25 protein-coding genes and 2 tRNA genes are annotated in these 25,622 nt (G+C 67.5%); 17 read left to right on the top strand and 10 right to left on the bottom strand.

The features are described from left to right. Positions 1-36 precede the first annotated feature (36 nt). Entirely contained in the window at positions 37-1,254 is a 1,218-nt protein-coding gene (locus tag F3I16_RS03685; RefSeq protein WP_160492378.1) for a sterol desaturase family protein, read from the bottom strand. Between the two features lie 101 nt (positions 1,255-1,355). Here F3I16_RS03685 and F3I16_RS03680 point away from each other — a divergent pair, with 101 nt between their 5' ends. The 14 genes from F3I16_RS03680 (at position 1,356) to F3I16_RS03615 (ending at position 16,884) form a co-directional block, all read left to right on the top strand. After that, positions 1,356-2,456 (top strand): NAD(P)/FAD-dependent oxidoreductase, encoded by a 1,101-nt coding sequence (locus tag F3I16_RS03680; protein ID WP_160492377.1) that lies wholly within the window; start codon positions 1,356-1,358, stop codon positions 2,454-2,456. 194 nt (positions 2,457-2,650) lie between these two features. Beyond that, positions 2,651-4,879, top strand: a complete 2,229-nt coding sequence (locus F3I16_RS03675) for an AsmA family protein (RefSeq protein WP_160492376.1) — start codon at positions 2,651-2,653, stop codon at positions 4,877-4,879. Continuing rightward, on the top strand, positions 4,876-5,943 hold the full coding sequence (gene mutY, locus F3I16_RS03670; RefSeq protein WP_160492375.1) for an A/G-specific adenine glycosylase: 1,068 nt from the start codon (positions 4,876-4,878) through the stop codon (positions 5,941-5,943). The genes F3I16_RS03675 and mutY overlap by 4 nt, the downstream gene beginning before the upstream one ends. Next, on the top strand, positions 5,940-6,212 hold the full coding sequence (locus F3I16_RS03665) for an oxidative damage protection protein (protein ID WP_160080139.1): 273 nt from the start codon (positions 5,940-5,942) through the stop codon (positions 6,210-6,212). Before mutY ends, F3I16_RS03665 begins: the two co-directional genes overlap by 4 nt. Before the next feature lie 127 nt (positions 6,213-6,339). Next, positions 6,340-6,415 (top strand) — tRNA-Phe (locus F3I16_RS03660). A 383-nt stretch (positions 6,416-6,798) separates the two neighbouring features. Further along, positions 6,799-7,572, top strand: coding sequence for an ABC transporter ATP-binding protein (locus F3I16_RS03655; RefSeq protein ID WP_160492374.1), 774 nt, complete (start codon positions 6,799-6,801; stop codon positions 7,570-7,572). A gap of 13 nt (positions 7,573-7,585) precedes the next feature. Then, positions 7,586-8,338: an ABC transporter substrate-binding protein gene (locus F3I16_RS03650; protein WP_160492373.1), complete on the top strand. Its 753-nt coding sequence runs from the start codon at positions 7,586-7,588 to the stop codon at positions 8,336-8,338. A 58-nt stretch (positions 8,339-8,396) separates the two neighbouring features. Continuing rightward, entirely contained in the window at positions 8,397-9,089 is a 693-nt protein-coding gene (locus F3I16_RS03645; protein ID WP_160492372.1) for an ABC transporter permease, read from the top strand. Further along, on the top strand, positions 9,089-9,778 hold the full coding sequence (locus F3I16_RS03640; RefSeq protein ID WP_160492371.1) for an ABC transporter permease: 690 nt from the start codon (positions 9,089-9,091) through the stop codon (positions 9,776-9,778). The genes F3I16_RS03645 and F3I16_RS03640 overlap by 1 nt, the downstream gene beginning before the upstream one ends. Positions 9,779-9,836: 58 nt before the next feature. Further along, positions 9,837-11,042, top strand: coding sequence for a methyltransferase (locus tag F3I16_RS03635; RefSeq protein WP_160492370.1), 1,206 nt, complete (start codon positions 9,837-9,839; stop codon positions 11,040-11,042). A gap of 289 nt (positions 11,043-11,331) precedes the next feature. Then, positions 11,332-11,407: transfer RNA gene (locus F3I16_RS03630), tRNA-Thr, on the top strand. 236 nt (positions 11,408-11,643) lie between these two features. Next, positions 11,644-13,452, top strand: coding sequence for an ATP-binding protein (locus F3I16_RS03625; RefSeq protein WP_160492369.1), 1,809 nt, complete (start codon positions 11,644-11,646; stop codon positions 13,450-13,452). Next, positions 13,449-14,825: a sigma-54 dependent transcriptional regulator gene (locus F3I16_RS03620; protein ID WP_160492368.1), complete on the top strand. Its 1,377-nt coding sequence runs from the start codon at positions 13,449-13,451 to the stop codon at positions 14,823-14,825. Before F3I16_RS03625 ends, F3I16_RS03620 begins: the two co-directional genes overlap by 4 nt. A 175-nt stretch (positions 14,826-15,000) precedes the next feature. After that, the gene (locus F3I16_RS03615; protein WP_160492367.1) at positions 15,001-16,884 is read left to right on the top strand and encodes a beta-ketoacyl synthase; all 1,884 of its coding nucleotides are present in this window, start codon (positions 15,001-15,003) and stop codon (positions 16,882-16,884) included. A 161-nt stretch (positions 16,885-17,045) separates the two neighbouring features. On the opposite strand, the gene F3I16_RS03610 is transcribed toward F3I16_RS03615, so the two are convergent. From F3I16_RS03610 to nudE, 3 genes are all read right to left on the bottom strand, one after another. After that, complete coding sequence (locus tag F3I16_RS03610; protein ID WP_160492366.1) at positions 17,046-17,495, bottom strand: thioesterase domain-containing protein; 450 nt, start codon at positions 17,493-17,495, stop codon at positions 17,046-17,048. 73 nt (positions 17,496-17,568) lie between these two features. Continuing rightward, positions 17,569-18,390: a 3'(2'),5'-bisphosphate nucleotidase CysQ gene (gene cysQ, locus F3I16_RS03605; RefSeq protein ID WP_160492365.1), complete on the bottom strand. Its 822-nt coding sequence runs from the start codon at positions 18,388-18,390 to the stop codon at positions 17,569-17,571. Next, a complete protein-coding gene (gene nudE / locus F3I16_RS03600) occupies positions 18,387-18,953 on the bottom strand; it encodes an ADP compounds hydrolase NudE (RefSeq protein WP_160492364.1) in 567 nt (188 codons plus the stop codon). The genes cysQ and nudE overlap by 4 nt, the downstream gene beginning before the upstream one ends. 108 nt (positions 18,954-19,061) lie before the next feature. Between nudE and yrfG the strand changes: the two genes are divergently transcribed. After that, on the top strand, positions 19,062-19,748 hold the full coding sequence (gene yrfG, locus F3I16_RS03595) for a GMP/IMP nucleotidase (RefSeq protein WP_160492363.1): 687 nt from the start codon (positions 19,062-19,064) through the stop codon (positions 19,746-19,748). 154 nt (positions 19,749-19,902) lie between these two features. Further along, complete coding sequence (locus F3I16_RS03590; RefSeq protein WP_160492362.1) at positions 19,903-20,361, top strand: YMGG-like glycine zipper-containing protein; 459 nt, start codon at positions 19,903-19,905, stop codon at positions 20,359-20,361. Between the two features lie 52 nt (positions 20,362-20,413). On the opposite strand, the gene F3I16_RS03585 is transcribed toward F3I16_RS03590, so the two are convergent. The 5 genes from F3I16_RS03585 to F3I16_RS03565 all read right to left on the bottom strand — a co-directional run bounded on the left by F3I16_RS03585 (position 20,414) and on the right by F3I16_RS03565 (position 24,146). Next, positions 20,414-21,757 (bottom strand): DUF1329 domain-containing protein, encoded by a 1,344-nt coding sequence (locus F3I16_RS03585; protein WP_160492361.1) that lies wholly within the window; start codon positions 21,755-21,757, stop codon positions 20,414-20,416. A gap of 153 nt (positions 21,758-21,910) precedes the next feature. Then, positions 21,911-22,630, bottom strand: a complete 720-nt coding sequence (gene trmB, locus F3I16_RS03580) for a tRNA (guanosine(46)-N7)-methyltransferase TrmB (RefSeq protein WP_160492360.1) — start codon at positions 22,628-22,630, stop codon at positions 21,911-21,913. A 9-nt stretch (positions 22,631-22,639) separates the two neighbouring features. After that, the gene (locus F3I16_RS03575) at positions 22,640-23,431 is read right to left on the bottom strand and encodes a thiazole synthase (RefSeq protein WP_160492359.1); all 792 of its coding nucleotides are present in this window, start codon (positions 23,429-23,431) and stop codon (positions 22,640-22,642) included. A gap of 20 nt (positions 23,432-23,451) precedes the next feature. Further along, positions 23,452-23,652 carry a sulfur carrier protein ThiS gene (thiS, locus tag F3I16_RS03570; RefSeq protein ID WP_160076915.1) on the bottom strand — a complete coding sequence of 67 codons (201 nt, stop codon included), beginning with the start codon at positions 23,650-23,652 and terminating at the stop codon, positions 23,452-23,454. A 122-nt stretch (positions 23,653-23,774) separates the two neighbouring features. Beyond that, entirely contained in the window at positions 23,775-24,146 is a 372-nt protein-coding gene (locus tag F3I16_RS03565; protein ID WP_160492358.1) for a DUF423 domain-containing protein, read from the bottom strand. A gap of 70 nt (positions 24,147-24,216) precedes the next feature. Here F3I16_RS03565 and mtgA point away from each other — a divergent pair, with 70 nt between their 5' ends. Then, complete coding sequence (mtgA, locus tag F3I16_RS03560; protein WP_160492357.1) at positions 24,217-24,954, top strand: monofunctional biosynthetic peptidoglycan transglycosylase; 738 nt, start codon at positions 24,217-24,219, stop codon at positions 24,952-24,954. Here the strand turns inward: mtgA and F3I16_RS03555 are convergent. Further along, complete coding sequence (locus F3I16_RS03555; protein ID WP_160492356.1) at positions 24,896-25,582, bottom strand: lysoplasmalogenase; 687 nt, start codon at positions 25,580-25,582, stop codon at positions 24,896-24,898. The two genes, mtgA and F3I16_RS03555, sit on opposite strands and share 59 nt — an antisense overlap. Positions 25,583-25,622 lie beyond the last annotated feature (40 nt).

Here is a 25,622-nt window from a genome sequence, read left to right as displayed (position 1 = left end):
GCAAGCACCGGATGCGCCGCGCGCACCGGACAACCCCTAGGAAAAGGCCGCCACCCGCGGCCGCGCTGCCAGCCACAACAGCCAGAGCAGGCTGGCCGCGCACAGCCCGGCCAGCAGCAGGCCGAGCAACCACTGTGCCGGCACCAGCCACAACCCCCAGCCCAGCGCCAGACCCGCCATGCCCAGCAGGCGCACCGCCTCCAGCGCCCAGACCCGGCGCCGGCCCTCGAACAACAGACCAAGGCTGACGCAGCCGCCGAGGATCGCCAGCACCAGCAGCCAGGGCTCCCACACGGCGGCGCGCTTGACGCTGGCGAGGAAGCACAGGGCCATGGCGTTGATCGCCACGAACTGCAGCACGGCATACCACTGCAGGCTGCGCGGGTAGGCCCGCTCGAACTTGTCCGCGCCCATCTTCGGCCAAGGCATTGCCTGCACATCCGCCGGGCGCCAGCCGGTGGGCATCCACCACAGGCGCAGCTTGTCCCACCAGGAGCGGGTCGCGCGCGCGTCGGCCCACAGCAGACGCCACCAGGAGAACTGCAGGCGGATCGGGTCGAAGGTGCGCACCGGCGTGGTCACCCCGTAGCGCACCGGCTCGCGCTCGTCGGCGAAGGTACCGAACAGGCGGTCCCAGACGATGAACACGCCGCCGTGGTTCTTGTCGATGTAGCAGTCGTTCTGCCCGTGGTGCACCCGGTGGTTGCTCGGCGTGACCATAAACCATTCGAGGAACCCCAAGCGGCCGATATGCTGGCTGTGGATCCAGAACTGGTAGACCAGCTGCGCGCCGAGCAGAACCAGGAACAACGGCAGCGGAATCCCCAGCAACGCCAGCGGCAGGTAGAACGGCCAGTCGAAGGCGGTCTGGAAGGCGCCCTTGCGCAGCGCGGTGGACAGGTTGAAGTCCTCGCTGGAATGGTGCGGCTGGTGCGCGCCCCACAGCAGGTTGTAGCGGTGCAGGCTGCGGTGCGCCCAGTAGAAGCAGAAGTCCACGGCGACGAAACCGAGCAGCCAGGTCCAGGGCGAACCCGCATCCGGCTCCAGCAGCCGCGCATGCTCGTACAGCCAGGCGTAGGGAATGATCAGCAACAGCCGCAGCGGCCCTTCCAGCAAGACGCGCAGCACCGCGGTGTTGATGCTGGTGACGGCATCCGCCAGACGATAGGTGTGGCGCCCGCTATGGCGCTCGTAGGCCAGTTCCAGCAGGATCAGGGCGATATACAGCGGCACGGCCATCACGGCGACATTCATGGGCGCCTCCCGGTTCTTGTTATGCTGCCAGCCTAACCCCGCAGGTTGCTCGGCAACACCGCCCGAGCCGCCAATTCCAGCCACCGCTCACGCCAGCCAGCATGCACAGCATCGACACCCTGATCATCGGCGCCGGCGCCCTCGGCCTGGCCTGCGCCGCCCGCCTGGCCCGCCCCGGGCAGAGCCTGCTGCTCGTCGAGGCCGAGCCGCTGATCGGCAGCCATGGCTCCAGCCGCAATTCCGAGGTGATCCACGCCGGCCTGTACTACCCGCCCGGCTCGCTCAAGGCCGACTTGTGCCGCGAAGGCCGCGAGCGCCTGTATGCCTGGTGCGCCGCTCAGGGCGTGGCGCACCGGCGGATCGGTAAGCTGCTGGTGGCGGTGGATGAGGCGGAGATCGCCCAGCTGGAGAAACTCCAGGCCAATGCCGCGGCCTGCGGCGTCGGCGACCTGCGTCCACTCGACCGCGCCGCGCTGCAACGCCTGGAGCCGGCGGTGCGCGCGGTCGCCGGCCTGCTGTCGCCGAGCAGCGGAATCATCGACAGCCACGCCTACCTGCACTCCCTGCTGGTCGCCGCCGAAGCCCGTGGCGCGCAACTGGTGCTGCGCACCCGCATCGAACGTCTGCAGCCCGATGCAGCTGGTTGGCTGGCCGAAGGCGTCAGCGCCGGCGAACCGTTCCAGCTGCGCGCCCAGCGGGTGGTCAATGCCGGCGGTCTGTTCGCCCAGCAGCTGGCCGCGCAGACCGCCGGGCTGCAGGGCATCCCCGCCCTGCACCTGTGCCAGGGCCGCTACTTCAGCTACAGCGGGCGCAGCCCGTTCCAGCACCTGGTCTACCCGATGCCGGAAGCCAACACCGCCGGCCTCGGCGTACACGCCACGCTCGACCTCGCCGGCCAACTGCGCTTCGGCCCGGACGTGCACTACCTGGACGCGCTGGACTACCGCGTCGACGCGCAGCTGCGCGCGCCCTTCGCCACGGCGATCCGCCGCTACTTTCCGAGCCTCGATCCCAGCCGCCTGCAGCCCGGCTACAGCGGCGTGCGGCCCAAGCTCAGCGGCGCCGGGGAACCGCCCGCCGACTTCGTTATCCAAACTCCTGCCGCCCACGGCCTGCCCGGCCTGGTCAACCTGTTCGGGATCGAATCGCCGGGGCTCACCGCCAGCCTGGCGATCGCCGAGAAGGTCGCCGCGGCCCTCTAAGAACCTGTTTCCGATCTTCTGGACTAGAGCCAGACAAGGCAAAAACAGCCGAGGAAGCGGAGTTTACGAGTTGTAAATGAGCATTCCGAGGCTGTTTTTAACGCCGCATGGCCGACGACCAGGAGATCGTAAACAAGTTCTAAGCCGGCGCTATACTCGGCGCCCATAAAAGTCATCAAAACAAGGACGCGTCCATGAAATCTATCGGCAAAATCCTGGGCCTGGTCTTCCTCGGACTGCTGCTGATCGTCGTCGGCCTCGGCTTCGCCCTGACCCACCTGTTCGACCCCAACGACTACAAGGACGAGATCCAGCAACTGGCCCGCGACAAGGCCAACCTCGAACTCAAGCTCAATGGCGATATCGGCTGGAGCCTGTTCCCCTGGCTCGGCCTGGAACTAACCGACGCCACCCTGGCCAGCGCCGCCACCCCGGACCAGCCGTTCGCCGACCTGCGCCTGCTCGGCCTGTCCGTGCGCGTGCTGCCGCTGCTGCGCAAGGAAGTGCAGATGAGCGACATCCGCGTCGACGGCCTCAACCTGACCCTGCAGCGCGACGCCAAGGGCCGCGGCAACTGGGAAGACGTCGGCAAGCCGGCCCAGGCCGCCAGCGCCGCGAACGCACCGGCCGACGCCAGCACTGCACCCGCCAGCAGCGAACCGGCACCGGCAGATGGCGCCGACAGCCAGCCGATCAAGCTGGATATCGACAGCCTGACGGTGAGCAATTCGCGCATCGACTACCGCGACCAGCGCAGCGGCCGCCAGCTCAGCGCCGAAGGCATCGAGCTGAGCAGCGGGGCGATCCGCGAAGGCGCCAACATCCCACTCAAGCTGAGCGCCTTCCTCGCCAGCAACCAGCCGCTGCTGCGCGCCAAGACCGAGTTGCAGACCCAGCTGCGCTTCGATCGCGCCCTCAAGCGCTACCAGCTGGAAGACTTCAAGCTGGCCGGCGAAGTTTCCGGCGAACCGCTCAAGGGCAAGACCCTGACCTTCGCCACCCAGGGCCAGCTGCTGCTCGACCAGGCCGCCCAGGTCGCCGAGTGGAACAGCCTCAAGCTCAGCGCCAACCAGCTGCGCGCCATCGGCGAACTGAAGCTGCGCGACCTGGACAAGACCGCACAACTGCAGGGCGGCCTGTCCATCGCCAAGTTCAACCTGCGCGAATTCCTCGGCGGCGTTGGCGTCGAGCTGCCGGCCATGCGCGACGGCAACAGCCTGCAGCAGTTCGAGCTGTCCACCCGCCTGGCCGGCACGCCGAGCAGCCTCAGCCTCAACGAGCTCAGCCTGCAGCTGGACGCCAGCAGCTTCAGCGGCAACCTGGCCATCAGCGACTTCGCCAAGCAGGCCCTGCGCCTGCAGCTCAAGGGCGACAAGCTCGACCTCGACCGCTACCTGCCGCCCAAGGACCCGGACGCCAGCGCCGGCGCCGCACGCAAGAGCGAGATCAAGGGCGCGGTAGCCGCCGCCGGCAAGAACGGCAGCACGCCGCTGCCGAGCGCGCCGACCCAGCAGGCCTGGAGCAGCACGCCGATCCTGCCGCTGGAATCGCTGCGCAAGCTCGATGTCCAGGCCGAGCTCGGCCTCGGCTTGCTGACCCTGAACCAGCTGCCGATCGAAGACGCCCACCTCAAGGCCAGCGCCCAGGCCGGCGTACTCAAGCTGCAGGCCCTGCGCGGCGACCTCCATGGCGGCAACTTCAGCGCCCAGGCCCAGCTCGACGTGCGCCCGGACGTGCCGCTGCTCACCGCGCAGAAACAGCTGAACCATATCCCGCTGGAAAAACTCATCGAGAGCCAGGGCGAGAAGGCGCCCGTCAAGGGCTTGCTCGACCTGAGCGCCGACATCCGCACCCAGGGCAACAGCCAGAAAGCCTGGATCGACGCGCTGAACGGCACGGCCAGCTTCAGCCTGAGCCAGGGCGTGCTGGTCGAGGCCAACCTGGAACAGCAGCTGTGCCAGGGCATCGCCACCCTCAACCGCAAGTCGCTGTCCAGCGAGCCGCGCGGCAAGGACACGCCCTTCGAGGAACTCGACGGCAACCTGACCCTGCGCAACGGCGTGGCCAGCAACCCGGACCTCAAGGCGCGCATCCCCGGCCTGACGGTCAACGGCAAGGGTGATGTCGACCTGCGCGTCCTCGGCCTGGACTACCGCATCGGCATCGTCATCGAAGGCGACAAGGGCGCCATGCCCGACCCGGCCTGCCAGGTCAACGAACGCTATGCCGGCATCGAGTGGCCGCTGCGCTGCCGCGGCCCGCTGGAGCTGGGCGCCAAGGCCTGCCGCCTGGACCAGGACGGCCTGGGCAAGGTCGCCGCCAAGCTGGCCGGGGCCAGGCTCGAGGAGAAGATCGAAGAGAAGCTCGGTGACAAGGTCAGCCCGGAACTCAAGGACGCCCTCAAGGGCCTGTTCAACCGATGACTCCCGCGCAGTTCAACGGCGCCGTGCTGACCTGGTATGACCAGCACGGACGCAAGGACCTGCCCTGGCAGCAGGCCATCAACCCGTACCGGGTGTGGGTCTCGGAAATCATGCTGCAGCAGACCCAGGTCAGCACCGTGCTCGGCTACTTCGACCGCTTCATGCACGCCCTGCCCACCGTGCAAGCCCTGGCCGAGGCCCCGGAAGACGAAGTGCTGCACCTGTGGACCGGTCTCGGCTACTACAGCCGAGCGCGCAACCTGCAGAAGACCGCGCAGATCGTCATGACCGAACACGGCGGCGAATTCCCCCGCGACGTCGAGGCGCTCACCGCCCTGCCCGGCATCGGCCGCTCCACCGCCGGCGCCATCGCCAGCCTGAGCATGGGCCTGCGCGCGCCGATCCTCGACGGCAACGTCAAGCGCGTGCTGGCCCGCTACGTCGCCCAGGAGGGCTATCCGGGCGAACCGAAGGTGGCCAGGCAGCTGTGGGAGGTGGCCGAGCGCCTGCTGCCCGAGGAGCGGGTCAACCACTACACCCAGGCGATGATGGACCTGGGCGCCACGCTCTGTACCCGGAGCAAACCGAGCTGCCTGCTCTGCCCGCTGCAGAGCGGCTGCCAGGCGCACCTGCTGGGCCTGGAAATCCGCTACCCGGTGGCCAAGCCGCGCAAGGAACTGCCGCGCAAGCGCACCCTGATGCCGCTGCTGGCCAACCGCGACGGCGCCATCCTGCTCTATCGCCGCCCATCCAGCGGCCTGTGGGGCGGCCTGTGGAGCCTGCCCGAACTGGACGACCTGGCCGGCCTCGAAGCGCTGGCCAGCCAGCACGCCCTGCAACTGGGCAATCGCCACGAACTGGCCGGGCTGACCCATACTTTCAGCCACTTCCAGCTGGCCATCGAGCCCTGGCTGGTCCGGGTCGAGGCCGCCAGCCCCGGCGTGGCCGAGGGCGACTGGCTCTGGTATAACCTCGCCACCCCGCCGCGCCTGGGCCTGGCCGCCCCGGTGAAGAAGCTCCTCAAGCGAGCCGCGCAAGAACTGAATGCAGGAGAAGAGTCATGAGTCGCACCGTCCACTGCCGCAAGCACAAGCAAGACCTCCCGGGCCTCGAGCGCCCGCCCTACCCGGGCCCGAAAGGCGAGGACATCTTCAACAACGTGTCCAAGCAGGCCTGGGACGAATGGCAGAAACACCAGACCATGCTGATCAACGAACGCCGCCTGAACATGATGAATGCCGAGGACCGCAAATTCCTCCAGACCGAGATGGACAAGTTCCTCTCCGGCGAGGAATACGCCCAGGCCGAAGGCTACGTGCCGCCGAGCGCATAAGCCCGTGGGCAGGTGCGGGAAACCCCTCCCGCACCTGCCTGACAATCGTAAGCGCCCGTCTTTGCTGAAATTTTTTTCTTTCCTCGCTTGACACCGCAGCCGCAAATCCGTTTAATTGCGCCCCGTTGCCCAGGTAGCTCAGTCGGTAGAGCAGGGGATTGAAAATCCCCGTGTCGGCGGTTCGATTCCGTCCCTGGGCACCACCTTTCGTTCTCAGGTGGTGTCTACACAACCTGAAAACCATAAAGAACCGGCCATAGAGCCGGTTTTTTATTGCCCGCGATTTGCCCCCGCGGCATCGTGACTGTCGCGCCCGGGCCTTCACCCCGCCAATCGCCTCCATTACACTGCGCGCCGCACCGCCGCCGGGACAAAAAACCGACCGCAACAGCCCAAAGCCCGATCCACGCGTCGGGCTTTTTGTTTGGGCGCGACACACAACTGTAACGATGCGACAACCTGTCGCTGACCCTGCCAACAGCGTCCGCTGGCGGCTTGGCGCTGCCGTTGGCGCTATGCTAGGTTCACCCCCACGCTAGGATGGCGGCCGGCAGCCGGAGTGCATCCGCAACCAAGAGGACATCCCATGGCCGAGGCCACGCCAGCGCTGGAAATTCGTAACCTGCACAAACGCTACGGCGATCTCGAAGTGCTCAAGGGCATCTCCTTGACCGCGCGCGACGGTGATGTGATCTCCATTCTCGGCTCGTCCGGCTCGGGCAAGTCGACCTTCCTGCGCTGCATCAACCTGCTGGAAAACCCGCACCAGGGGCAGATCCTGGTGGCCGGCGAAGAACTCAAGCTGAAGGCCGCGAAGAACGGCGACCTGGTCGCCGCCGACAACCGCCAGATCAATCGCCTGCGCAGCGAGATCGGCTTCGTCTTCCAGAATTTCAACCTGTGGCCGCACATGAGCGTGCTCGACAACATCATCGAGGCGCCGCGCCGCGTGCTCGGCAAGAGCCGGGCGGAAGCCACCGAAATTGCCGAAGCACTGCTGGCCAAGGTCGGCATCGCCGACAAGCGCCACGCCTACCCCAACCAGCTTTCCGGTGGCCAGCAACAGCGCGCCGCCATCGCACGCACCCTGGCCATGCAGCCTAAAGTGATACTGTTCGACGAGCCGACTTCGGCCCTCGACCCAGAAATGGTACAGGAAGTGCTTAATGTGATCCGCGCGCTTGCCGATGAGGGGCGCACGATGCTGCTGGTTACCCACGAGATGAACTTCGCTCGCCAGGTATCCAGTGAAGTGGTGTTCCTCCACCAGGGCCTGGTGGAAGAACAGGGTTCGCCCGAGCAAGTATTTGACAACCCGCAGTCGGCACGCTGTAAACAATTCATGTCCAGCAATCGCTAACGGAGCAATACGCATGCAGAACTATAAGAAGATCCTGTTTGCCGCAGTCGCCACTCTGGCGTTCGGCAGCAGCGCAATCGCAGCGGACAAACTGAAAATCGGTACCGAAGGCGCCTACCCGCCCTTCAACCTGATCGACGCCAGCGGCAAGGTCGGCGGCTTCGACGTGGAAATCGCCCAGGCGCTGTGCGCCAAGATGGCCGCCGAGTGCGAAGTGGTCACCTCCGACTGGGACGGCATCATCCCGGCCCTCAACGCGAAGAAGTTCGACTTCCTCGCCGCGTCGATGTCGATCACCGAAGAGCGCAAGCAGGCGGTCGACTTCACCGATGCCTACTACACCAACAAGCTGCAGTTCATCGCGCCGAAAAGCGCCGACTTCAAGACCGACAAGGCCAGCCTGAAAGGCAAGGTGATCGGTGCCCAGCGCGCCACCCTCGCCGGCACCTGGCTGGAAGACAACCTGGACGGCGTGGTCGAGATCAAGCTGTACGACACCCAGGAAAACGCCTACCTCGACCTGTCCTCGGGCCGCCTCGATGGCGTGCTGGCCGACAAGTTCGTCAACTGGGAATGGCTGAAGAGCGATGCCGGCAAGGACTTCGACTTCAAGGGCGAGCCGGTATTCGACAACGACAAGATCGGCATCGCCGTGCGCAAGGGCGACCCGCTGCGCGAGAAGCTCAATGCTGCGCTGAAGGCCATCGTCGAAGACGGTACCTACAAGCAGATCAACGACAAGTACTTCCCTTTCAGCATCTATTGATGCCGCCTGACCGTCGCCGCCCAGCCGGGCGGCGGCCGTCCCTTGCAGTAGCCCTCAGATGACTCTCGACCTCCACGGATTCGGCCCGGCCCTGTTTGCCGGCGCGCTGATGACCATCCAGTTGGCGCTCTGCGCGCTGGCCCTGGGCCTCGTGCTCGGCCTGCTCGGCGCCCTGGCCAAGACTTCGCCGTACAAGCCGCTGCAGTGGCTGGGCGGCAGCTACTCGACCATAGTGCGCGGCGTCCCCGAACTGCTCTGGGTGCTGCTGATCTATTTCGGCACGGTCAACCTGATGCGCAGCATCGGCGAGGCCCTGGGCAACCCCGAGCTGGCGCTCAACGCCTTCGCCGCCGGCACCATCGCCCTCGGCCTGTGCTTCGGCGCCTATGCCACCGAAGTGTTCCGCGGCGCCATCCTGGCCATCCCCAAGGGCCACCGCGAAGCCGGCCAGGCCCTCGGCCTGTCAGGCTCGCGCATCCTCTGGCGGGTGATCCTGCCGCAGATGTGGCGCATCGCCCTGCCGGGCCTGGGCAACCTGTTCATGATCCTGATGAAGGACACCGCGCTGGTCTCGGTGATCGGCCTGGAAGAAATCATGCGCCGCTCGCAGATCGCCGTGACCGCCAGCAAGGAGCCCTTCACCTTCTTCCTGGTCGCCGCCTTCATCTACCTGAGCCTGACCATCCTCGCCATGATCGGCATGCACTTCCTCGAGAAGCGTGCCAGCCGCGGCTTTGTGCGGAGAGCATGATGAACTGGGAAATCATCTTCAAATACCTGCCCAAGCTGCTCGAAGGCGCCGCCCTGACCGTCGAGCTGGTGGCCATCGCAGTGGTCGCCGGGCTGATCCTCGCCCTGCCCCTGGGCATCGCCCGCGCCTCGCGCCACTGGTACGTGCGCGCCCTGCCCTATGGCTACATCTTCTTCTTCCGCGGCACACCGCTGCTGGTGCAGCTGTTCCTGGTCTACTACGGCCTGGCGCAGTTCGACATCGTGCGTCACGGGCCGCTCTGGCCGATCCTGCGTGACCCGTACTGGTGCGCGATCATCACCATGACCATGCACACCGCCGCCTATATCGCCGAGATCCTGCGCGGCGCGATCCAGGCCGTGCCACCGGGCGAGGTCGAGGCGGCGCGTGCCCTGGGCATGTCGCGGGCGCAGACCATGCTCTACATCATCCTGCCGCGCGCCGCGCGCATCGGCCTGCCGGCCTACAGCAACGAAGTGATCCTGATGCTCAAGGCCAGCGCCCTGGCCAGCACCGTGACCCTGCTCGAACTGACCGGCATGGCGCGCACGCTCAATGCCCGCACCTACGTCGACATCGAGTTCTTCTTCGCCGCCGGCGTGCTCTACCTGGCCATCGCCTACATCATGGTGCGCGCCTTCAAGCTGCTGGAGCGCTGGCTGCGCGTGGACGCCTGCCAGGGCCGCTAACCCCGCCAATGGCGTTCTCCCACGGGAGAACGCCATCCCTCACTCGCCCAGAGCCGCCATGATCCTCACCGGCCCCGCCCTGCTCGAACGCTTCCAGGCGCTGGACAGCTTCCTGCTGACCCACCAGCCGCTGTGGCGACCCAAGCCTTTCACCAGCCTGCAACTGGACTGGGAACATGAACACGCCGAGCTGGCCCACTGGCTGCGCCAGCGCAGCCTGGAGCAGGCCGAGGCCAGCCACAACCAGCCGCACCTGCTCGCCGCCCCCGCGCCCTTCCCGCAGCTGGCCGCCCGCGCCCAGGCCCTGAGCCAGCTCGGCGAACTGCCAGCCAGGCCGACGCGAAAGCTGCCCGCGCACTACTCGGTCGATGTGCCGGGGCGCAAATGGCAACAGATCGAGGCCTTCGCCAGCCGCCTGCAGTTCCACCGGCAACCCGACCATTGGCTCGACTGGTGCGCCGGCAAGGGCCACCTCGGCCGTCTGCTGGCCCACGACGGCGGCCAGCTGACCTGCCTCGAACACGACCCGCAGCTGGTCAGCGCCGGACAACGGCTGAGCGAGCGTCTGCACCTCGCCGCACAGCATCGGCAGCAGGATGTGCTGGCCGCCGATGCCGCCGAACAGCTGCACGCCGAGCACAGCCCGGTAGCCCTGCACGCCTGTGGCGAGCTGCATGTGCGCCTGCTGCAACTGGCCAGCGCCAAGGGCTGCCGGCAACTGGCGGTGGCCCCCTGCTGCTACAACCGCATTCGCACCCAGCACTACCAGGCGCTATCCAGCCCCGCGCAACACTCCGCCCTGCAGCTGTCGCGCGATGACCTGGGCCTTCCCCTCAGCGAAACCGTCACCGCCGGCCAGCGCGTGCGCCAGCAACGCGACCGCTCCATGGCCCGCCGCCTGGCCTTCGACCTGCTGCAGCGGCAACTGCGCGGCTGCGACCACTACCTGCCGACCCCTTCCCTGCCGGTCGCCTGGCTGGCCAAGAACTTCGCCGACTACTGCCGCGACCTGGCAGCCCTGAAGGAGCTACCCAGGCCGCTGGAGTGCGACTGGTCCAGCCTCGAGGCCCAGGGCTGGCAACGCCTGGCCCAGGTGCGCAACCTGGAACTGCTGCGCAACCTGTTCCGCCGCCCTCTGGAACTGTGGCTACTGCTGGACCGCGCGCTGTACCTGGAAGAACAGGGCTACCGCGTGCAGCTGGGCAGTTTCTGCAGCCATGCCTTGAGCCCGCGCAACCTGCTGCTGCTCGCCGAGCGGCCCTGACAACCATCCACAGAAGCTGTGGATAACTCTGTGCGTAGTTTCTGCAGAAATCGCTGCAGAGCCTGCCGCTACTGCCCTGCGCGGCGCTGCCGATTTTTTGATCACTAACAAAAAACCATTAAAAACAGCAAGTTATGCTTGACTGAGAGCTACCGCACAAAAGCCGCGCATTCGCCCTCGTTGCGCCTCGCGATTGTGCATAAGCGCAGCGCGGCTGATAGCCGGCCCATGTATCGACTGCATTGCAACGGTTTACTCCGTGCCGCCAATAGCTATAATGGCGCCCCTTGCCGGTATAGCTCAGCTGGTAGAGCAACTGACTTGTAATCAGTAGGTCCCGGGTTCGATTCCTGGTGCCGGCACCATCCTCAACGACTTAGGCTCACCGCAAGGTGGGCCTTTTTCGTTTTTGGAGAAACTGCTCCCCGTTGGGATCGGGTGGAAATAACCTTTTCCGCATGCCCGAATAGCCAACCGACGTCACGCTCGTCATTTACGCACCCTGATACGCCCGCTCTGTTTGAGCTCATCCAGATTGTGCCCATGACCAAGCCGGCCTCCCTGGGGGCATAATGGCGGCGAACTCAAGGCGCAGAGCAGCATGACTCCAACCCCGACACCCCGCCGCCCGCGTTGGCGCAGCCTGGCCTTGCTGGCCTTGTTGCTGGCGCCCCTGCTCTGGCCGTTGCAGCAGCTGGCCGAGCGCTACTACCGTGACGAGCTGATCGAGCAGAACCGCCAGACCCTCGACCTGTACGTGGCCAACCTGCTCGGCACCCTGCGCCGCTTCGAGGTGCTGCCGCCGGTGCTCGGCGACCTGCCGGCCCTGCGCGGCGCGCTGTTGGAGCCAGGCGATGACGCCGCGCTGGACAAGGCCAACGCCCTGCTCAAGCGCGTGCGCGAGCAGACCGGCGCCGACGTGATCTACCTGCTGGACGCCGCAGGCGACACCCGCGCCGCCTCCAACCACGACCAGAAAGACAGCTTCATCGGCCGCAACTTCACTTTCCGCCCCTATTACCAGGCCGCCAGCGAAGGCCGTCTGGGACGCTTCTTCGGCCTCGGCACCACCTCGGGCAAGCGCGGTTACTACTTCGCCGCCGGGGTGCGCGAGGGCGAAAGGCGCCTCGGCGTACTGGTGCTCAAGGTCGACCTCGATTACACCGAGCGCCTGTGGGGCAAGACCCCCGAGCAGCTGCTGGTGACCGACAGCAACGGCGTGGTCATCCTCACCTCCAATCCGGCCTGGCGTTTCCGTGCCAGCCGCCCGCTGAGTGCCCAGGAACTGGCGCGCATCGCCGCCGACCAGCCCTACCCGACCCAGCAACCGCAGCCGTTGCAGCTGGACCCGAAGGCCTGGCTGATGCAGAGCCGCGAACTGGCCGAAACCGGCTGGACGGTGAGCATCCTCGCCCCGCGCAGCCAGGTCGAACGCCCGGTGCGAACCGTGCTGGCCATCGGCGCGGCCAGCCTGCTCGCCCTGCTCGCCCTGCTCGGCCTGTTACTGCAACGCCGCCGCCACTACATCGAGCGCATTGCCCTGGACGCCCGCGCCAAGCGCGAGCTGGAAATCCGCGTGCTGGAGCGCACCCGCGAGCTGGAGACACTGAACAACCGCCTCAAGGACGAGGTACTGGAACGCGAGCAGGCCCAGCAGGAGCTGCTGCGCACCCAGGACGACCTGGTCCAGGCCGGCAAGCTGACGGCACTGGGCACCATGAGCGCGAGCATCAGCCACGAGCTCAACCAGCCGCTGGCGGCGATCCGCAGCTATGCCGACAACGCCGGCGTGCTGCTCGACCACCAGCGCACGGATGACGCCCGCGACAACCTCAAGCAGATCAGCGAACTGACCGGGCGCATGGCTTCGATCATCGCGCATTTGCGCGCTTTTGCGCGGCGCGATAGACATGCCCCGGAAAGCGTGGCCCTGCAACCGGCCCTGGATGATGCCCTGGCCCTGCTGGCCAAGCGCCGCCGGGCGCTGGACGTGGAGCTGATCCGCGACCTGCCGGAGGCCACCCTGTGGGTGCAGGCCGGCGAAACGCGGCTGCGCCAGGTGCTCGGCAACCTGCTGGCCAATGCCCTCGATGCGCTCAGCGAGAAAGCGCCGCCACGGCGCCTGTGGCTGAGTGCCGCAAGCACGCCGGAGGGCGTCAACCTGGTCCTGCGCGACAATGGCCCGGGGTTTTCCGCCCAGGCCCTGAAGCACGCCCGCGAGCCCTTCTTCACCACCAAGACCAGCACCCAGGGCCTCGGCCTCGGCCTGGCCATCTGCGAGACGCTGATGCGCGCCCTGGGCGGCGAGCTGCTGCTGGCCAACCACCCCGACGGCGGCGCGCTGGTCACCCTGCGGCTGCGCCACGCCACGCCCGGCGCCAACCTTGAGTCACCCGAGGAGTTTTCATGAGCCGAGCCATCGACAGCCGCATCCAGGTCCTGCTGATCGACGACGATGCCCACCTGCGCCAGGCCCTGAGCCAGACCCTCGACCTGGCGGGCTTCAGCGTGGAAACCCTGGCCGACGCCCAGGGCGTGGCGCAGCGCATCCCGGCCGACTGGCCCGGCGTGGTGGTCAGCGATATCCGCATGCCCGGCATCGACGGCCTGCAGTTGCTGCAGCAGCTGCATGCGCAGGACAGCGAACTGCCGGTGCTGCTGATCACCGGCCATGGCGACGTGCCCCTGGCGGTACAGGCCATGCGCGCCGGGGCCTACGACTTCCTGGAAAAACCCTTCGCCAGCGAGGCGCTGCTCGACAGCGTGCGCCGCGCCCTCGATGTGCGCCGCCTGGTGCTGGACAACCGCAGCCTGCGCCTGGCCCTGGCCGACCGCAGCCAGCTCGGTGCGCGTCTGCTCGGCCAGTCGCCGGCCATGCTGCGCCTGCGCGAACAGGTCGGTGCCCTGGCCGCGATCAACAGCGATGTACTAATCCTCGGCGAGACCGGCGCCGGCAAGGAAGTGGTGGCGCGCGCGCTGCACGACCTGTCCGCGCGCAAGAAGGGCCCGTTCGTCGCGATCAACGCCGGCGCCCTGGCCGAGTCGGTGGTCGAGAGCGAGCTGTTCGGCCATGAGCCGGGCGCCTTCACCGGCGCGCAGAAACGCCGCATCGGCAAGTTCGAATTCGCCAACGGCGGCACCCTGTTCCTCGACGAGATCGAGAGCATGAGCCCGGACGTGCAGGTCAAGCTGCTGCGCCTGCTGCAGGAGCGGGTGGTCGAGCGCCTCGGCGGCAACCAGCTGATCCCCCTGGATATCCGGGTGATCGCCGCGACCAAGGAAGACCTGCGCCAGGCCGCCGATCAGGGCCGCTTCCGCGCCGACCTGTATTACCGGCTGAACGTCGCCCCGCTGCGCATCCCGCCGCTGCGCGAGCGCGGCGAGGACATCCTGCTGCTGTTCCAGCACTACGCCGACAGCGCCAGCAGCCGCCACGGCCTGCCCACGCGCAGCCTGCAGGCCGGGCAGCGCGCCCTGCTGCTGGGGCACAACTGGCCGGGTAACGTGCGCGAGCTGCAGAATGCCGCCGAGCGTTTCGCCATCGGCCTGGAGCTGGGCCTGGAACAACCGGGCGGCAGCATGCCGGGCAGCAGCAGCGGGCAGAGCCTCGGCGAGCAGGTGGAAGCCTACGAGCGCGCGCTGATCAGCGCGGAAATGCACAAGCCGCACAACTCCCTGCGCAGCCTCGCCGAAGCCCTCGGCATCGCCCGCAAGACCCTGCACGACAAGCTGCGCAAGCACGGCCTGGAGTTCGCCGGCAGCGCTGCCGACGAGGCTGACTGAAGCCCCCTGGCGTGACTCGGCAGTCACCGCCTGCGTCATTCAGGTATCCCGATTCATTTGAGTCGCCACCCGGCATTGCCGTATGGCCCGCGGAGCCTGTTGTCGTCGCATAACCACCGGCAACTCGCGCCCACCGGCCGCCCGTGCGACAGGTCGATTGCAGGAGTTCCGAGTGATGTCTCGACTACCCGTCATTGTGGGTTTCGGCGGTTACAACGCCGCGGGCAGAAGTTCCTTCCACCATGGCTTCCGCCGCACCGTGCTGGAAACCCTGGACGCCGCCGCCCGCCAGCAGACCCTGGCCGGCCTGGCCGTGATGATGAAGCTGGTGCAGGTGATCGACGGCCAGTACCACAGCCTGGCCGGCGTTCCGCTGAGCCTGGCCGAGATCGAAGCGCAGCACGCCGAGGCGATCCTCGCCGGCACCCTGGTGCGGCGCATCGAGAAACGCCATCTGGATGTCGACGCGGCCCACTGGCAGAAGAACCTGCACGTCAGCCAGGCCCAGTTCACCACCCTGCGCAAGCAGCTGCCCGAACCGCTGCCGGCCAACTGGAGCATCGAGGAGCTGGACGAGCAGCAGGTGCGGGTGACCCTGCACGACAGCTGCGAGTTCAAGGTCGACAGCTACCGCGCCCTGGCGGTCAAGTCCGCCGGCCAGCTGCCCAGCGGCTTCGAGCCGGGCGAGCTGTACCACTCGCACTTCCACCCACGCGGCCTGCAGCTGGCGGTGACCGGCGCCACCGATGCGCTGCGCTCGATCGGCCTGCCCTGGCAGCAGATCGTCGACCAGGTCAGCCCCGACGAGATCGCCGTGTTCGCCGGCAGCCTGATGAGCCAGCTCGACGACAACGGCTTCGGCGGCATGCTGCAATCGCGCCTGAAGGGCGGCCGGGTCACCGCCAAGCAGTGCCCGCTGGGCCTCAACAGCATGCCGGCGGACTTCATCAACGCCTATGTGCTGGGCAGCGTCGGCACCACCGGCAGCGTCACCGGCGCCTGCGCCACCTTCCTCTACAACCTGCAGAAGGCCATCGAGCAGATCGCCAGCGGCAAGGCGCGGGTGGCCCTGGTCGGCAACAGCGAGGCGCCGATCACCCAGGAGTGCATCGACGGCTACGGCGCCATGGGCGCACTGGCCACCGAGGAAGGCCTGCGCAAGGTCGGCGGCCAGGAGCAGGTGGACTTCCGCCGCGCCAGCCGGCCGTTCGGCGACAACTGCGGCTTCACCCTGTCCGAGTCGGCACAGTTCGTCGTGCTGATGGACGACGAGCTGGCCCTGCAGCTGGGCGCCGACATCCACGGCGCGGTGCCGGACGTGTTCATCAACGCCGACGGCTTCAAGAAGTCGATCTCCGCCCCCGGCCCCGGCAACTACCTGACCCTGGCCAAGGCCGTGGCCAGCGCCGCGCAGCTGGTCGGCAGCGACGGCGTGCGCCTGCGCAGCTTCGTCCACGCCCACGGCTCCAGCACCCCGGCCAACCGGGTCACCGAATCGGAACTGCTCGACCGGGTGGCCGCCGCCTTCGCCATCGAGCAATGGCCGGTCACCGCGGCCAAGGCCTTCGTCGGCCACTCCCTGGCCAGCGCCAGCGCCGACCAGCTGATCGCCGCCCTGGGCACCTTCCGCTACGGCATCCTGCCCGGCCTGAAGACCATCGACCGGGTGGCCGACGACGTGCACCGCCAGCACCTCAGCCTGGACACCCGCGACCGCCAGCTGGACAACCCGGAAGTGTGCTTCATCAACTCCAAGGGCTTCGGCGGCAACAACGCCACCGGCGTGCTGCTGGGCCCGCAGGTGGCCGAGCGCATGCTGCGCAAGCGGCATGGCGAGGCGGCCTTCGCCGCCTGGCAGGCCAAGCGCGAACACACCCGCACCGCCGCCAGCCAGTATGACCGGCAGGCCCTGCTCGGCCAGTTCGACATCCTCTACAACTTCGGCCACGACCTGATCGACGACCGCCAGCTGCAGTTCAGCGCCGAGGGCATCCAGGTGCCGGGCTTTGCCCAGCCGCTGCCGTATCGCCAGGACGAGCGCTACAGCGACATGCTGTAAACCTTACTGCGCCAAAGGGAGTACCGATGGCTGCATATCGGCTGCGTGCCGCAGCGTTCAGCAGCCTGTTGGTGGGAGCGGATTTATCCGCGATCGGCTTCAGCATGAGCCTCATCCGCGGCTGAAGCCGCTCCCACAAGAGCCCAGGCCACACGAATGGGCTAGCGGTGCAGCACGTACTGGCCGCTGAAGCGCACCGCCTCGATCCCGTCGGCCAGAATGCGGCTATGCAGGCTGATCCGCGCCAGGCCGCGGCGCTGGTAGAGGGCGAGGAACTTGTCCCACTGCGCCGCCGGCGGCGCGGCGCAAACGGCCAGGGCGTCGCCCAGCACCGGCTCGCGGTAATCGATCTGCCCCTGCTGGATGACGATATGGCCATCCGTCACCCCGGCCTCGCGCAGGCGCAGGTGCAGCCAGCCCCAGCCGGCCAGCACGGCACCGCAATACAGGCTGCCGCCGAACATGCTGCTCTTGTGGTTGAGATTGGCCGCCAGCGGCAGGCTCAGGCGCAGCTCGCTGCCATCCCAGCTGGACACGCCCAGGCCGAGAGCCTGGGTCAGGGGGATGTCCTGGTGCAGCAGTTGCTCCAGGTAGGCACGGTCGTCGTTCATGTTCAGCTCCGCTCGGGTCTGGTGAACCAGAGCCTGCCAGCCTGGCCGGGCCGCCACGCGGCGGCAGCGCGCCTCAGTCGAGGGCGCGGGCCAGCTGCACCAGTTCGGCGCGCCAGGCGGCGGCCTGCGGCAGGCTGAGGAAGGACGGGTTGAGATAGCTTTCGCGCGCCTCGTAGGTCAGCGCCGCGCCCTTGAGGTCGAGCACCTCGCCGCCGGCGCCTTCCAGTACGCCCTGGGCCGCCGCGGTGTCCCACTGAGAGGTCGGCGCCAAGCGCGGGTAGCAGTCGGCACTGCCTTCGGCGAGCAGGCAGAACTTCAGCGAGCTGCCGACGCTGGCCAGCTGCAGGTCACCGAAACGCTCGCTCAGGCCTTCCAGCAGGCGCTCCTGGGCCGGGCTGGAGTGGCGCTTGCTGGCGACCACGGTGAAGGCCTCGGCCGGGGCCACGCGCACGCTGATCGCCGCCGGTTCGCCGCCCGCCTCCGCGCGCCACGCGCCCAGGCCGGCACCGCCGTAGTAGCAGCGGCCGGTGGCGGGGATGCCGACCACGCCGAACACCACCCGGCCGCGCTCGATCAGCGCCACGTTGACGGTGAACTCCTCGCTGCCGGAAATGAACTCCTTGGTGCCGTCCAGCGGGTCGACCAGCCACCAGCGCTGCCAGGCGGCGCGCTCGGTGAAGGCGATCTCGCTGTCTTCCTCGGACAGCACCGGCACCTGTGGCGCCAGCGCCAGCAGGCCGTCGGCGAGGACATGGTGGGCGGCCAGGTCGGCGGCCGTCACCGGCGAGGCGTCGGCCTTCTCGGTCACCGCCACGTCATTGCGCCAATGCGGCAGGATGGCCTGGCCCGCGCGTTGCACCAGGGCGATCACCGCCGGCAGATAGGGATGGCTCACAGGCGAAACTCTCCACGTTGGCTCAACAGGTCACGGACCAGGTACAGGGCGGCCAGGGCGCGCCCCTCGGTGAATTGCGGGTGCTGCACCAGGCTGCTCAGCTCGCGCAGGCCGACCTGGTCGACCCGCAGCGGCTCGGGCTCGTCGCCCGGCAGGCTTTCTTCGTAGAGGTCGCGGGCCAGCACCACCTGGATCTTCTGGCTCATGTAGCCGGGCGACAGGCTCAGCTCGGCCACCCACTCCAACTGGCGGGCCCCGAAGCCGGCCTCTTCCTTGAGTTCGCGGTTGGCCGCTTCGAGCACGTCTTCGCCCGGCTCGATCAGCCCCTTGGGCAGCGACAGCTGGTAGTCGTCGGTGCCGCCGCAGTATTCCTCGACCAGCACCGCATGCTCGCCATCGAGCATCGCCACCACCATCACCGCGCCGTAACCGGCGCCCTTGCCGACCAGCCGCTCGTAGGTGCGCAGGGCGCCGTTGGCGAAGCGCAGCTGCAGCTCCTCGACGCGGAACAGGCGGCTGCTCGCAACGATCTCGCGGGCCAGCACGACAGGTTTCTCACGCATGGGATCACTCCTTGAAACGAACGAGTATCATACCCCGGCCATCACGATTGTCCGTGGTGGATATTGCATCCACGCACCTCCGTTCACCCTTTCACGCCAGAACTCGCCATGCCCCTGCTGCCCTGGACCGACATCGACAGTGTTCTGCTGGACATGGACGGCACCCTGCTCGACCTGCACTTCGACAACCACTTCTGGCTGGAGCACCTGCCGCAGCGCTACGCCGAGCTGCACGGCATCGACCGGGCCGCCGCCGAGGCCGAGTTGCTGCCGCTGTTCCAGCAGCACGCCGGCAAGCTGAGCTGGTACTGCACCGACTTCTGGAGCCGCGAGCTGAACCTGTCGGTGCGCGACCTCAAGCGCGAAGTGGCGCACCTGATCGCCCTGCGCCCGGCTGCCGACACCTTCCTCGCGGCCCTGCGCGCCGCCGGCAAGCGGGTGGTGCTGATCACCAATGCGCACCGCGACTCGCTGTCGCTGAAGCTGGAGCGGGTCGAGCTGGCGCCCTACTTCGACCGCCTGATCAGCTCCCACGACTATGGCTTCCCCAAGGAAGACCAGCAGTTCTGGTTCGCCCTGCAGCAAGAGTTCCCCTTCGCGCCGGCGCGCAGCCTGTTCATCGACGACAGCCTGCCGATCCTGCGCAGCGCCCGCCAGTACGGCATCAGCCACCTGCTGGCGATCCGCCAGCCGGACAGCCGCAAGGCGGCCAGGGACACCGAAGAATTCGCCGCGGTCGAGGATTACCGCCAGCTCTGCGCCGGGCTCGAGGCCGCAGGCATGGCGCCGGGCTAGGTTCGGCAGACCACGGGCGAGCCATGCAGTTCGCCGCCTGCATGGATATTTTCGCGCCCCGCGACAGCCCTCGCAGCCCCGACAGGCGGCGCTTGCCCCGGGCGCTGACGCTGGCAAGATGCGCCCGCGTATTCCCCCTCAGAGGTCTGTAGTCATGAAGTATTCCTCGTTGTTGCTGCTGTCCCTCGCCCTGGCCAGCGCCGGTGCCCTGGCCGGCAACACCGAAGCCGGTGTCGGCGGCGCCCTGGGTGGCGTGCTCGGCTCCGTGGTCGGCCAGCAGGTCGGCGGCGATACCGGCGCCGCCATCGGTGCCGGTATCGGCGGCGCCGCCGGCAGCGCGGTCGGTGCCGACAAGCGCAGCCGCACCGAAGCGGCGATTGGCGGCGGCCTCGGCGCCGCCGGCGGCAACGTGATCGGGCAGAAAGTGGGCGGCGACACCGGCGGCCTGATCGGCGCCGCAGTCGGTGGTGGCGCCGGCGGTGCCCTGGGCAACCAGTACGGCGGCGATGACGGCGACCACGGCGATGGCCGTCGGCGCTACTACAGCGACGACCATCACCATCACGGCAAGCGACACAAGAAGCACAAGCACCACCACGGTCACGACGACTGATCGACAGACACAAAAAAGCCCGCGACTGCGGGCTTTTTTGTCGGCGCCGGGATCAGATCCCTTCGCGGCGCAGCGCGGCGGCGGTGAAGTCGCCCTTGCTCAGTTTGACGTTGAAGTCGTACATCGGCTCGTTGTTGTCCAGGCCGTCGACGAAGTAGCGGTCGCCCTTGAAGTCGTAGATGGTTTCCAGGGTACTGATGAACGCCGGCACTTCGTAGTAGCTGATCGGATGGGCTTCCTGCAGGCCGATCAGCGCGCCGCTCTTGTCGTAGAGGTCGACGGCGAGGATCTGCCAGCTGTCCTCGTCCAGGTAGAAGCGGCGCTTGGCATAGGGGTGGCTGTGGCCCTTGCGCAGATTGGCCTCGACCACCCACACGCGGTGCAGCTCGTAGCGCAGCAGCTCGGGGTTGACGCTCTTCTCCTGGAGGATCTTCTCGTAGGGGATGCCCTTCTGGTGCACGGCGTAGCTGTTGTACGGCATGAGCATTTCCTGCTTGCCCTTGAGCTCCCACTCGTAGCGGTCCGGCGCGCCGTTGTAGGCGTCGACCACGTCGGCGGTGGCCATGCCGTTGGTGTCCGGCTGCAGCGAGTCGTAGGCGAGCATCGGCAGGCGGCGCACGCGGCGCTCGCCGCGACTGAAGCGCCAGGCCTTGCGGATGGCCAGGACCTGATCGAGGGTCTCCTGCACCACCAGGGAGGAGCCGGCCAGCTTGCTCGGCGCGGTCACCACGTACTTGTAGAAGAACAGGGTGTTGTCCAGCTCGCCCGGGGTCATGCCCTCACGGCCATACACCGAGAGCAGGTCGCGCTCGCGCTTGAGCAGGATGTAGCTGCCGCTGTTGAGCACTGCGGCCTGGTTGGTGACCATGCGCGCCTGGTCGCCACGGTAGCGCATGATGTGGTTCCAGATTGCCTCGGTGCCGTTCTGCGGGAAGGGGAACGGGATGCCGGCGACCGCGCCTTCGACGCCGTTGCCACCGGAGATCAGGCTGGCATTGCTGGCGTTGTAGCGGGTCGCATCATAGATGCGCTGCGGCGAGGCGGCACTGCGGTGGGTCGGGAACACGCGCAGGAAGTAGCCGGAATGAGCTTCCAGCAGTTTCTGGAAACCCGGCGCCAGCAGGGCCTTGTATTGCGCCTGGTTGCTGGCGTCGACGCGGTACAGCTGGCTGTCGCCGGCATAGGGATCGGGATGGTGCATGCCCGGCTGGTAGCTGGCCGGCGGAGTGGCCAGGCCGCCGTCCCAGGCCGGGATGGTGCCGGCGGCATTGGCCGCGCGCTCGCCGCCCAGCGGCGTCAGATCTTGCCCGAGACGGGCGGCCTGGGCGGCATCGACCCGCGCCTGGGCGGGCAGCGCGGCGGCTGCCAACAGCAGAATTGCAATGGTTCTCAACACAGCGATCTCCTCGCGCCACGTCGTCCGTGGCGCTGTTCTTTTTCTATAGCCAGTGTAGGCCGCACTTGCAGATAGCTATCGGGGTGAGGTGAAACGCCGTCCTGGCGCCGGGTGGTCCCGGTCGGTTTTGCCCTGTTCCACAGGGGTGTTGAATCACTCGATGCGCTGGAACTTGAGATCCCAGACACCGTGGCCGAGGCGTTCGCCACGGCGCTCGAACTTGGTCACCGGGCGCTCGCTCGGGCGTTCCACGCAGCGCCCGTCGGCCGCCAGGTTGCGGTAACCGGGGGCCACGTTCATCACTTCCAGCATGTGCTCGGCATACTGCTCCCAGTCGGTGGCCATGTGCAGCACGCCGCCGATTTTCAGCTTCTGCCGTACCAGTTCGGCAAAGGCCGGCTGGACGATGCGGCGCTTGTGATGACGCGACTTGTGCCAGGGGTCCGGGAAGAACAGTAGCAGGCGATCGAGGCTGGCATCGGCAACGCAATCGCGCAGCACTTCCAGGGCATCGCAGCTGTACACACGGATGTTGCTGAGGTTCTGCGTGAGCATGCCGTTGAGCAGGGCACCGACGCCCGGCTTGTGTACTTCCACGCCGATGAAGTCCTGCTCGGGGGCGGCGGCGGCCATCTCCAGGGTGGCATGGCCCATGCCGAAGCCGATCTCGAAGGTGCGCGGCGCGCTGCGGCCGAACACCTGGTCGAAATCGCGCAGACCGTCCTCCAGCTGCAGGCCGAATTTTGGCCAGCCCAGATCGAGGCCGCGCTGCTGGCCTTCGGTCATGCGCCCGGAGCGCATGACGAAACTCTTGATGCCGCGGTGCGGACGCTCGACTGCGCCGTCTTCCGCCGGCTCGACTACTTCACTCATCGGGTTCTCTTACTTGATCAGGCCATCCAGCGGCGACGAGGCGCTGGCATAGAGTTTCTTCGGCATGCGCCCGGCCAGGTAGGCCATGCGCCCGGCAATGATCGCGTGCTTCATCGCCGCGCCCATCAGGATCGGGTTCTGCGCATGGGCGATAGCGCTGTTCATCAGCACCGCCTCGCAGCCCAGTTCCATGGCGATGGTGGCATCCGACGCCGTACCCACGCCGGCATCCACCAGCACCGGTACGCTGGCCTCTTCGAGGATGATGCGCAGGTTGTAGGGGTTGCAGATGCCCAGGCCAGTGCCGATCAGGCCGGCCAGCGGCATCACCGCGATGCAGCCCATTTCGGCCAGCTGGCGGGCGATGATCGGGTCGTCGCTGGTGTACACCATCACGTCGAAACCGTCCTTGGCCAGCACTTCGGCGGCCTTGAGGGTCTCGATCACGTTGGGGAACAGGGTCTTCTGGTCGGCCAGCACTTCCAGCTTGACCAGCTGGTGGCCATCGAGCAGCTCGCGGGCCAGGCGGCAGGTGCGCACGGCTTCGGCGGCGTCATAGCAGCCGGCGGTGTTGGGCAGGATGGTGTAGCGCTTGGGGTCGATCACGTCGAGCAGGTTGGGCTCGCCCGGGTTCTGCCCGATGTTGGTCCGGCGCACGGCCACGGTGACGATCTCGGCCCCCGAGGCCTCGATGGCCAGGCGGGTTTCCTCGAGGTCCTTGTACTTGCCGGTGCCCACCAGCAGGCGCGACTCGTAGGTACGGCCGGCCAGGGTAAATGGCTTGTCGATGATGGCGCTCATGGCAACTCCTCGCGGGCGGGCTAGCCGCCGCCGATGGCGTGGACGACTTCCAGCTGGTCGCCGTCGTGCAGGACCGTGGCGGCATGCTGGCTGCGCGGCACTATGTCCAGGTTGAGTTCGACTGCCACCCGCTTGCCGGTCAGTTGCATGCGCACGAGCAGCTCGGCGACGGTTGCGCCAGCGGGCAGTTCGAAAGATTCGCCGTTCAACTGGATAAACATGGCTGGGCAGTCAAAACATGAAAGGGTCGGCATTCTAGCCCGATCACCGACAGTGACCAAGGTAAAAGGGCGCCATTCATCCGCATGATAGCGCCGCCAACCACCCCGCTATCGGCCACAGGTCAGGCCGCGCGCCAGGCCGCCAGGCCCAGGCACAGCCAGCCGCCGAGAAAGGCCAGGCCACCCAGCGGGGTGATCATGCCGAGCTTGCCGATGCCGCTGAGGGTCAGCAGATAGAGGCTGCCGGAGAACAGCAGAATGCCCAGGGCGAACAGGCTGCCGGCAGCCTGCAGCAGGCCGCTCGGCAGGCGTTGCAGCAGCAGCGCCACGCCGAACAGGGCCAGCGCGTGGATCAGCTGGTAATGCACGCCGGTCTGGAACACCGCCAGGTACTCGGCGCTCAGGCGCGCCTTCAGGCCGTGGGCGGCGAAAGCCCCCAGCGCCACCCCGGTGAAACCGGCGAAGGCCGCCAACAACAGAAAGACTCGTAACATGATTCACTCCCGGTCAGGCCCAATGCGGCCGCTATAATGGCCCGCCCACTCCCTTCGGCCAAGCCAGCCCATGCTCCGTCGCCTGTTTCGCCGCCTGTCCAAACTGTTGCTCTGGTTCGCCGTCGGTTCGGCGCTGCTGGTGCTCGCCCTGCGCTGGATCGACCCGCCGGGCACGGCGCTGATGGTCGAGCGCAAGATCGAGTCCTGGGTCGACGGCCAGCCGATCGACCTACAACGCAGCTGGCGCCCCTGGCAGGAGCTGCCGGATGACCTAAAGATTGCGGTGATCGCCGCCGAGGACCAGAAGTTCGCCGAGCACTGGGGCTTCGATCTGGCCGCCATCCAGCAGGCCTTCGCCCACAATGGCAACGGCGGCACCCTGCGCGGCGCCAGCACCATCAGCCAGCAGGTGGCGAAGAACCTGTTTCTCTGGTCCGGCCGCAGCTGGCCACGCAAGGCCCTGGAGGCCTGGTTCACCGGCCTGATCGAGCTGCTCTGGCCGAAGCAGCGGATTCTCGAGGTGTACCTCAACAGTGTCGAGTGGGGCGACGGCGTGTTCGGCGCGGAAGCCGCGGCGCGCCACCATTTCGGCACCGGCGCGCCCTACCTGTCGCGCCAGCAGGCCAGCCTGCTGGCCGCCGTGCTGCCCAACCCGCGCGCCTGGAACCCGCGCCGCCCGGGGCCGCACGTGAGCCGCCGGGCCAACTGGATTCGCCAGCAGAGCTACCAGCTGGGCGGCAGCCACTACCTCAACCAGATCGCCAGGCCGCTGCCGGACTGGTGGCCGCAGTGGCTGCCGCGCCCCTGAGCTGTAGCAGGCCCCAGGCAATCAGCGCCTGCCCGGTGAAGTAGCAGCTGACGATCACCAGCACCGCATGGGGGAACGGCTGAATGAACTTGTTCACCCCGATCAACGAGTCGGCGATGACGAACAGCATGGCGCCCAGCCACAGCGGCCCCGGCCGTTCCTCGACGCGCACCGCGGTCAGCGCCATGGCCAGCAGGCAGGCGAAGTAGAAGGCCACCGGCAGCTGCAGCGCGCCAGCCCCGGGCAGCATCCACAGGGTCATGCCGATGGCATAGGCGATCACCGGCAGGCTCCACAGCCAGCGCCAGGCACGCCCGCGCCCCAGCCGCAGGAAGCCGACGACAAACGCCAGCTGGTTGAGCAGAAAGGCCAGCAGCGCCTGGATGAACAGGCCATCGCGGTTGCCATAGTCGAGGAAGAAATCACCCGCCGCGGCCGCCACGAAGCCCAGCCCCAGCCAACGCCCGGCAGCACCCGGATGAACCCGCCAGACCAGCCAGGCGAACAGCAGCATCGGCAGCGGCTTGAGCAGCCAGCTCAGCGGGTAGGGCTGGAACGGGATCAGGGCGATGTACAGGTAGCCGAGCAGCAGGGCGAGGAAAAACGGCCAACGGGCAGCGATGGGCATGTCAGGCTCCGGTTCTGGTTATGCGCAGCGATCCTGCACC

This window comes from Pseudomonas sp. L-22-4S-12 (genome assembly GCF_009799935.1).
GTDB lineage: Bacteria > Pseudomonadota > Gammaproteobacteria > Pseudomonadales > Pseudomonadaceae > Aquipseudomonas.
Note: the sequence above shows the minus strand (reverse complement) of the source record. Positions and strands in the feature narration are given on the sequence as shown.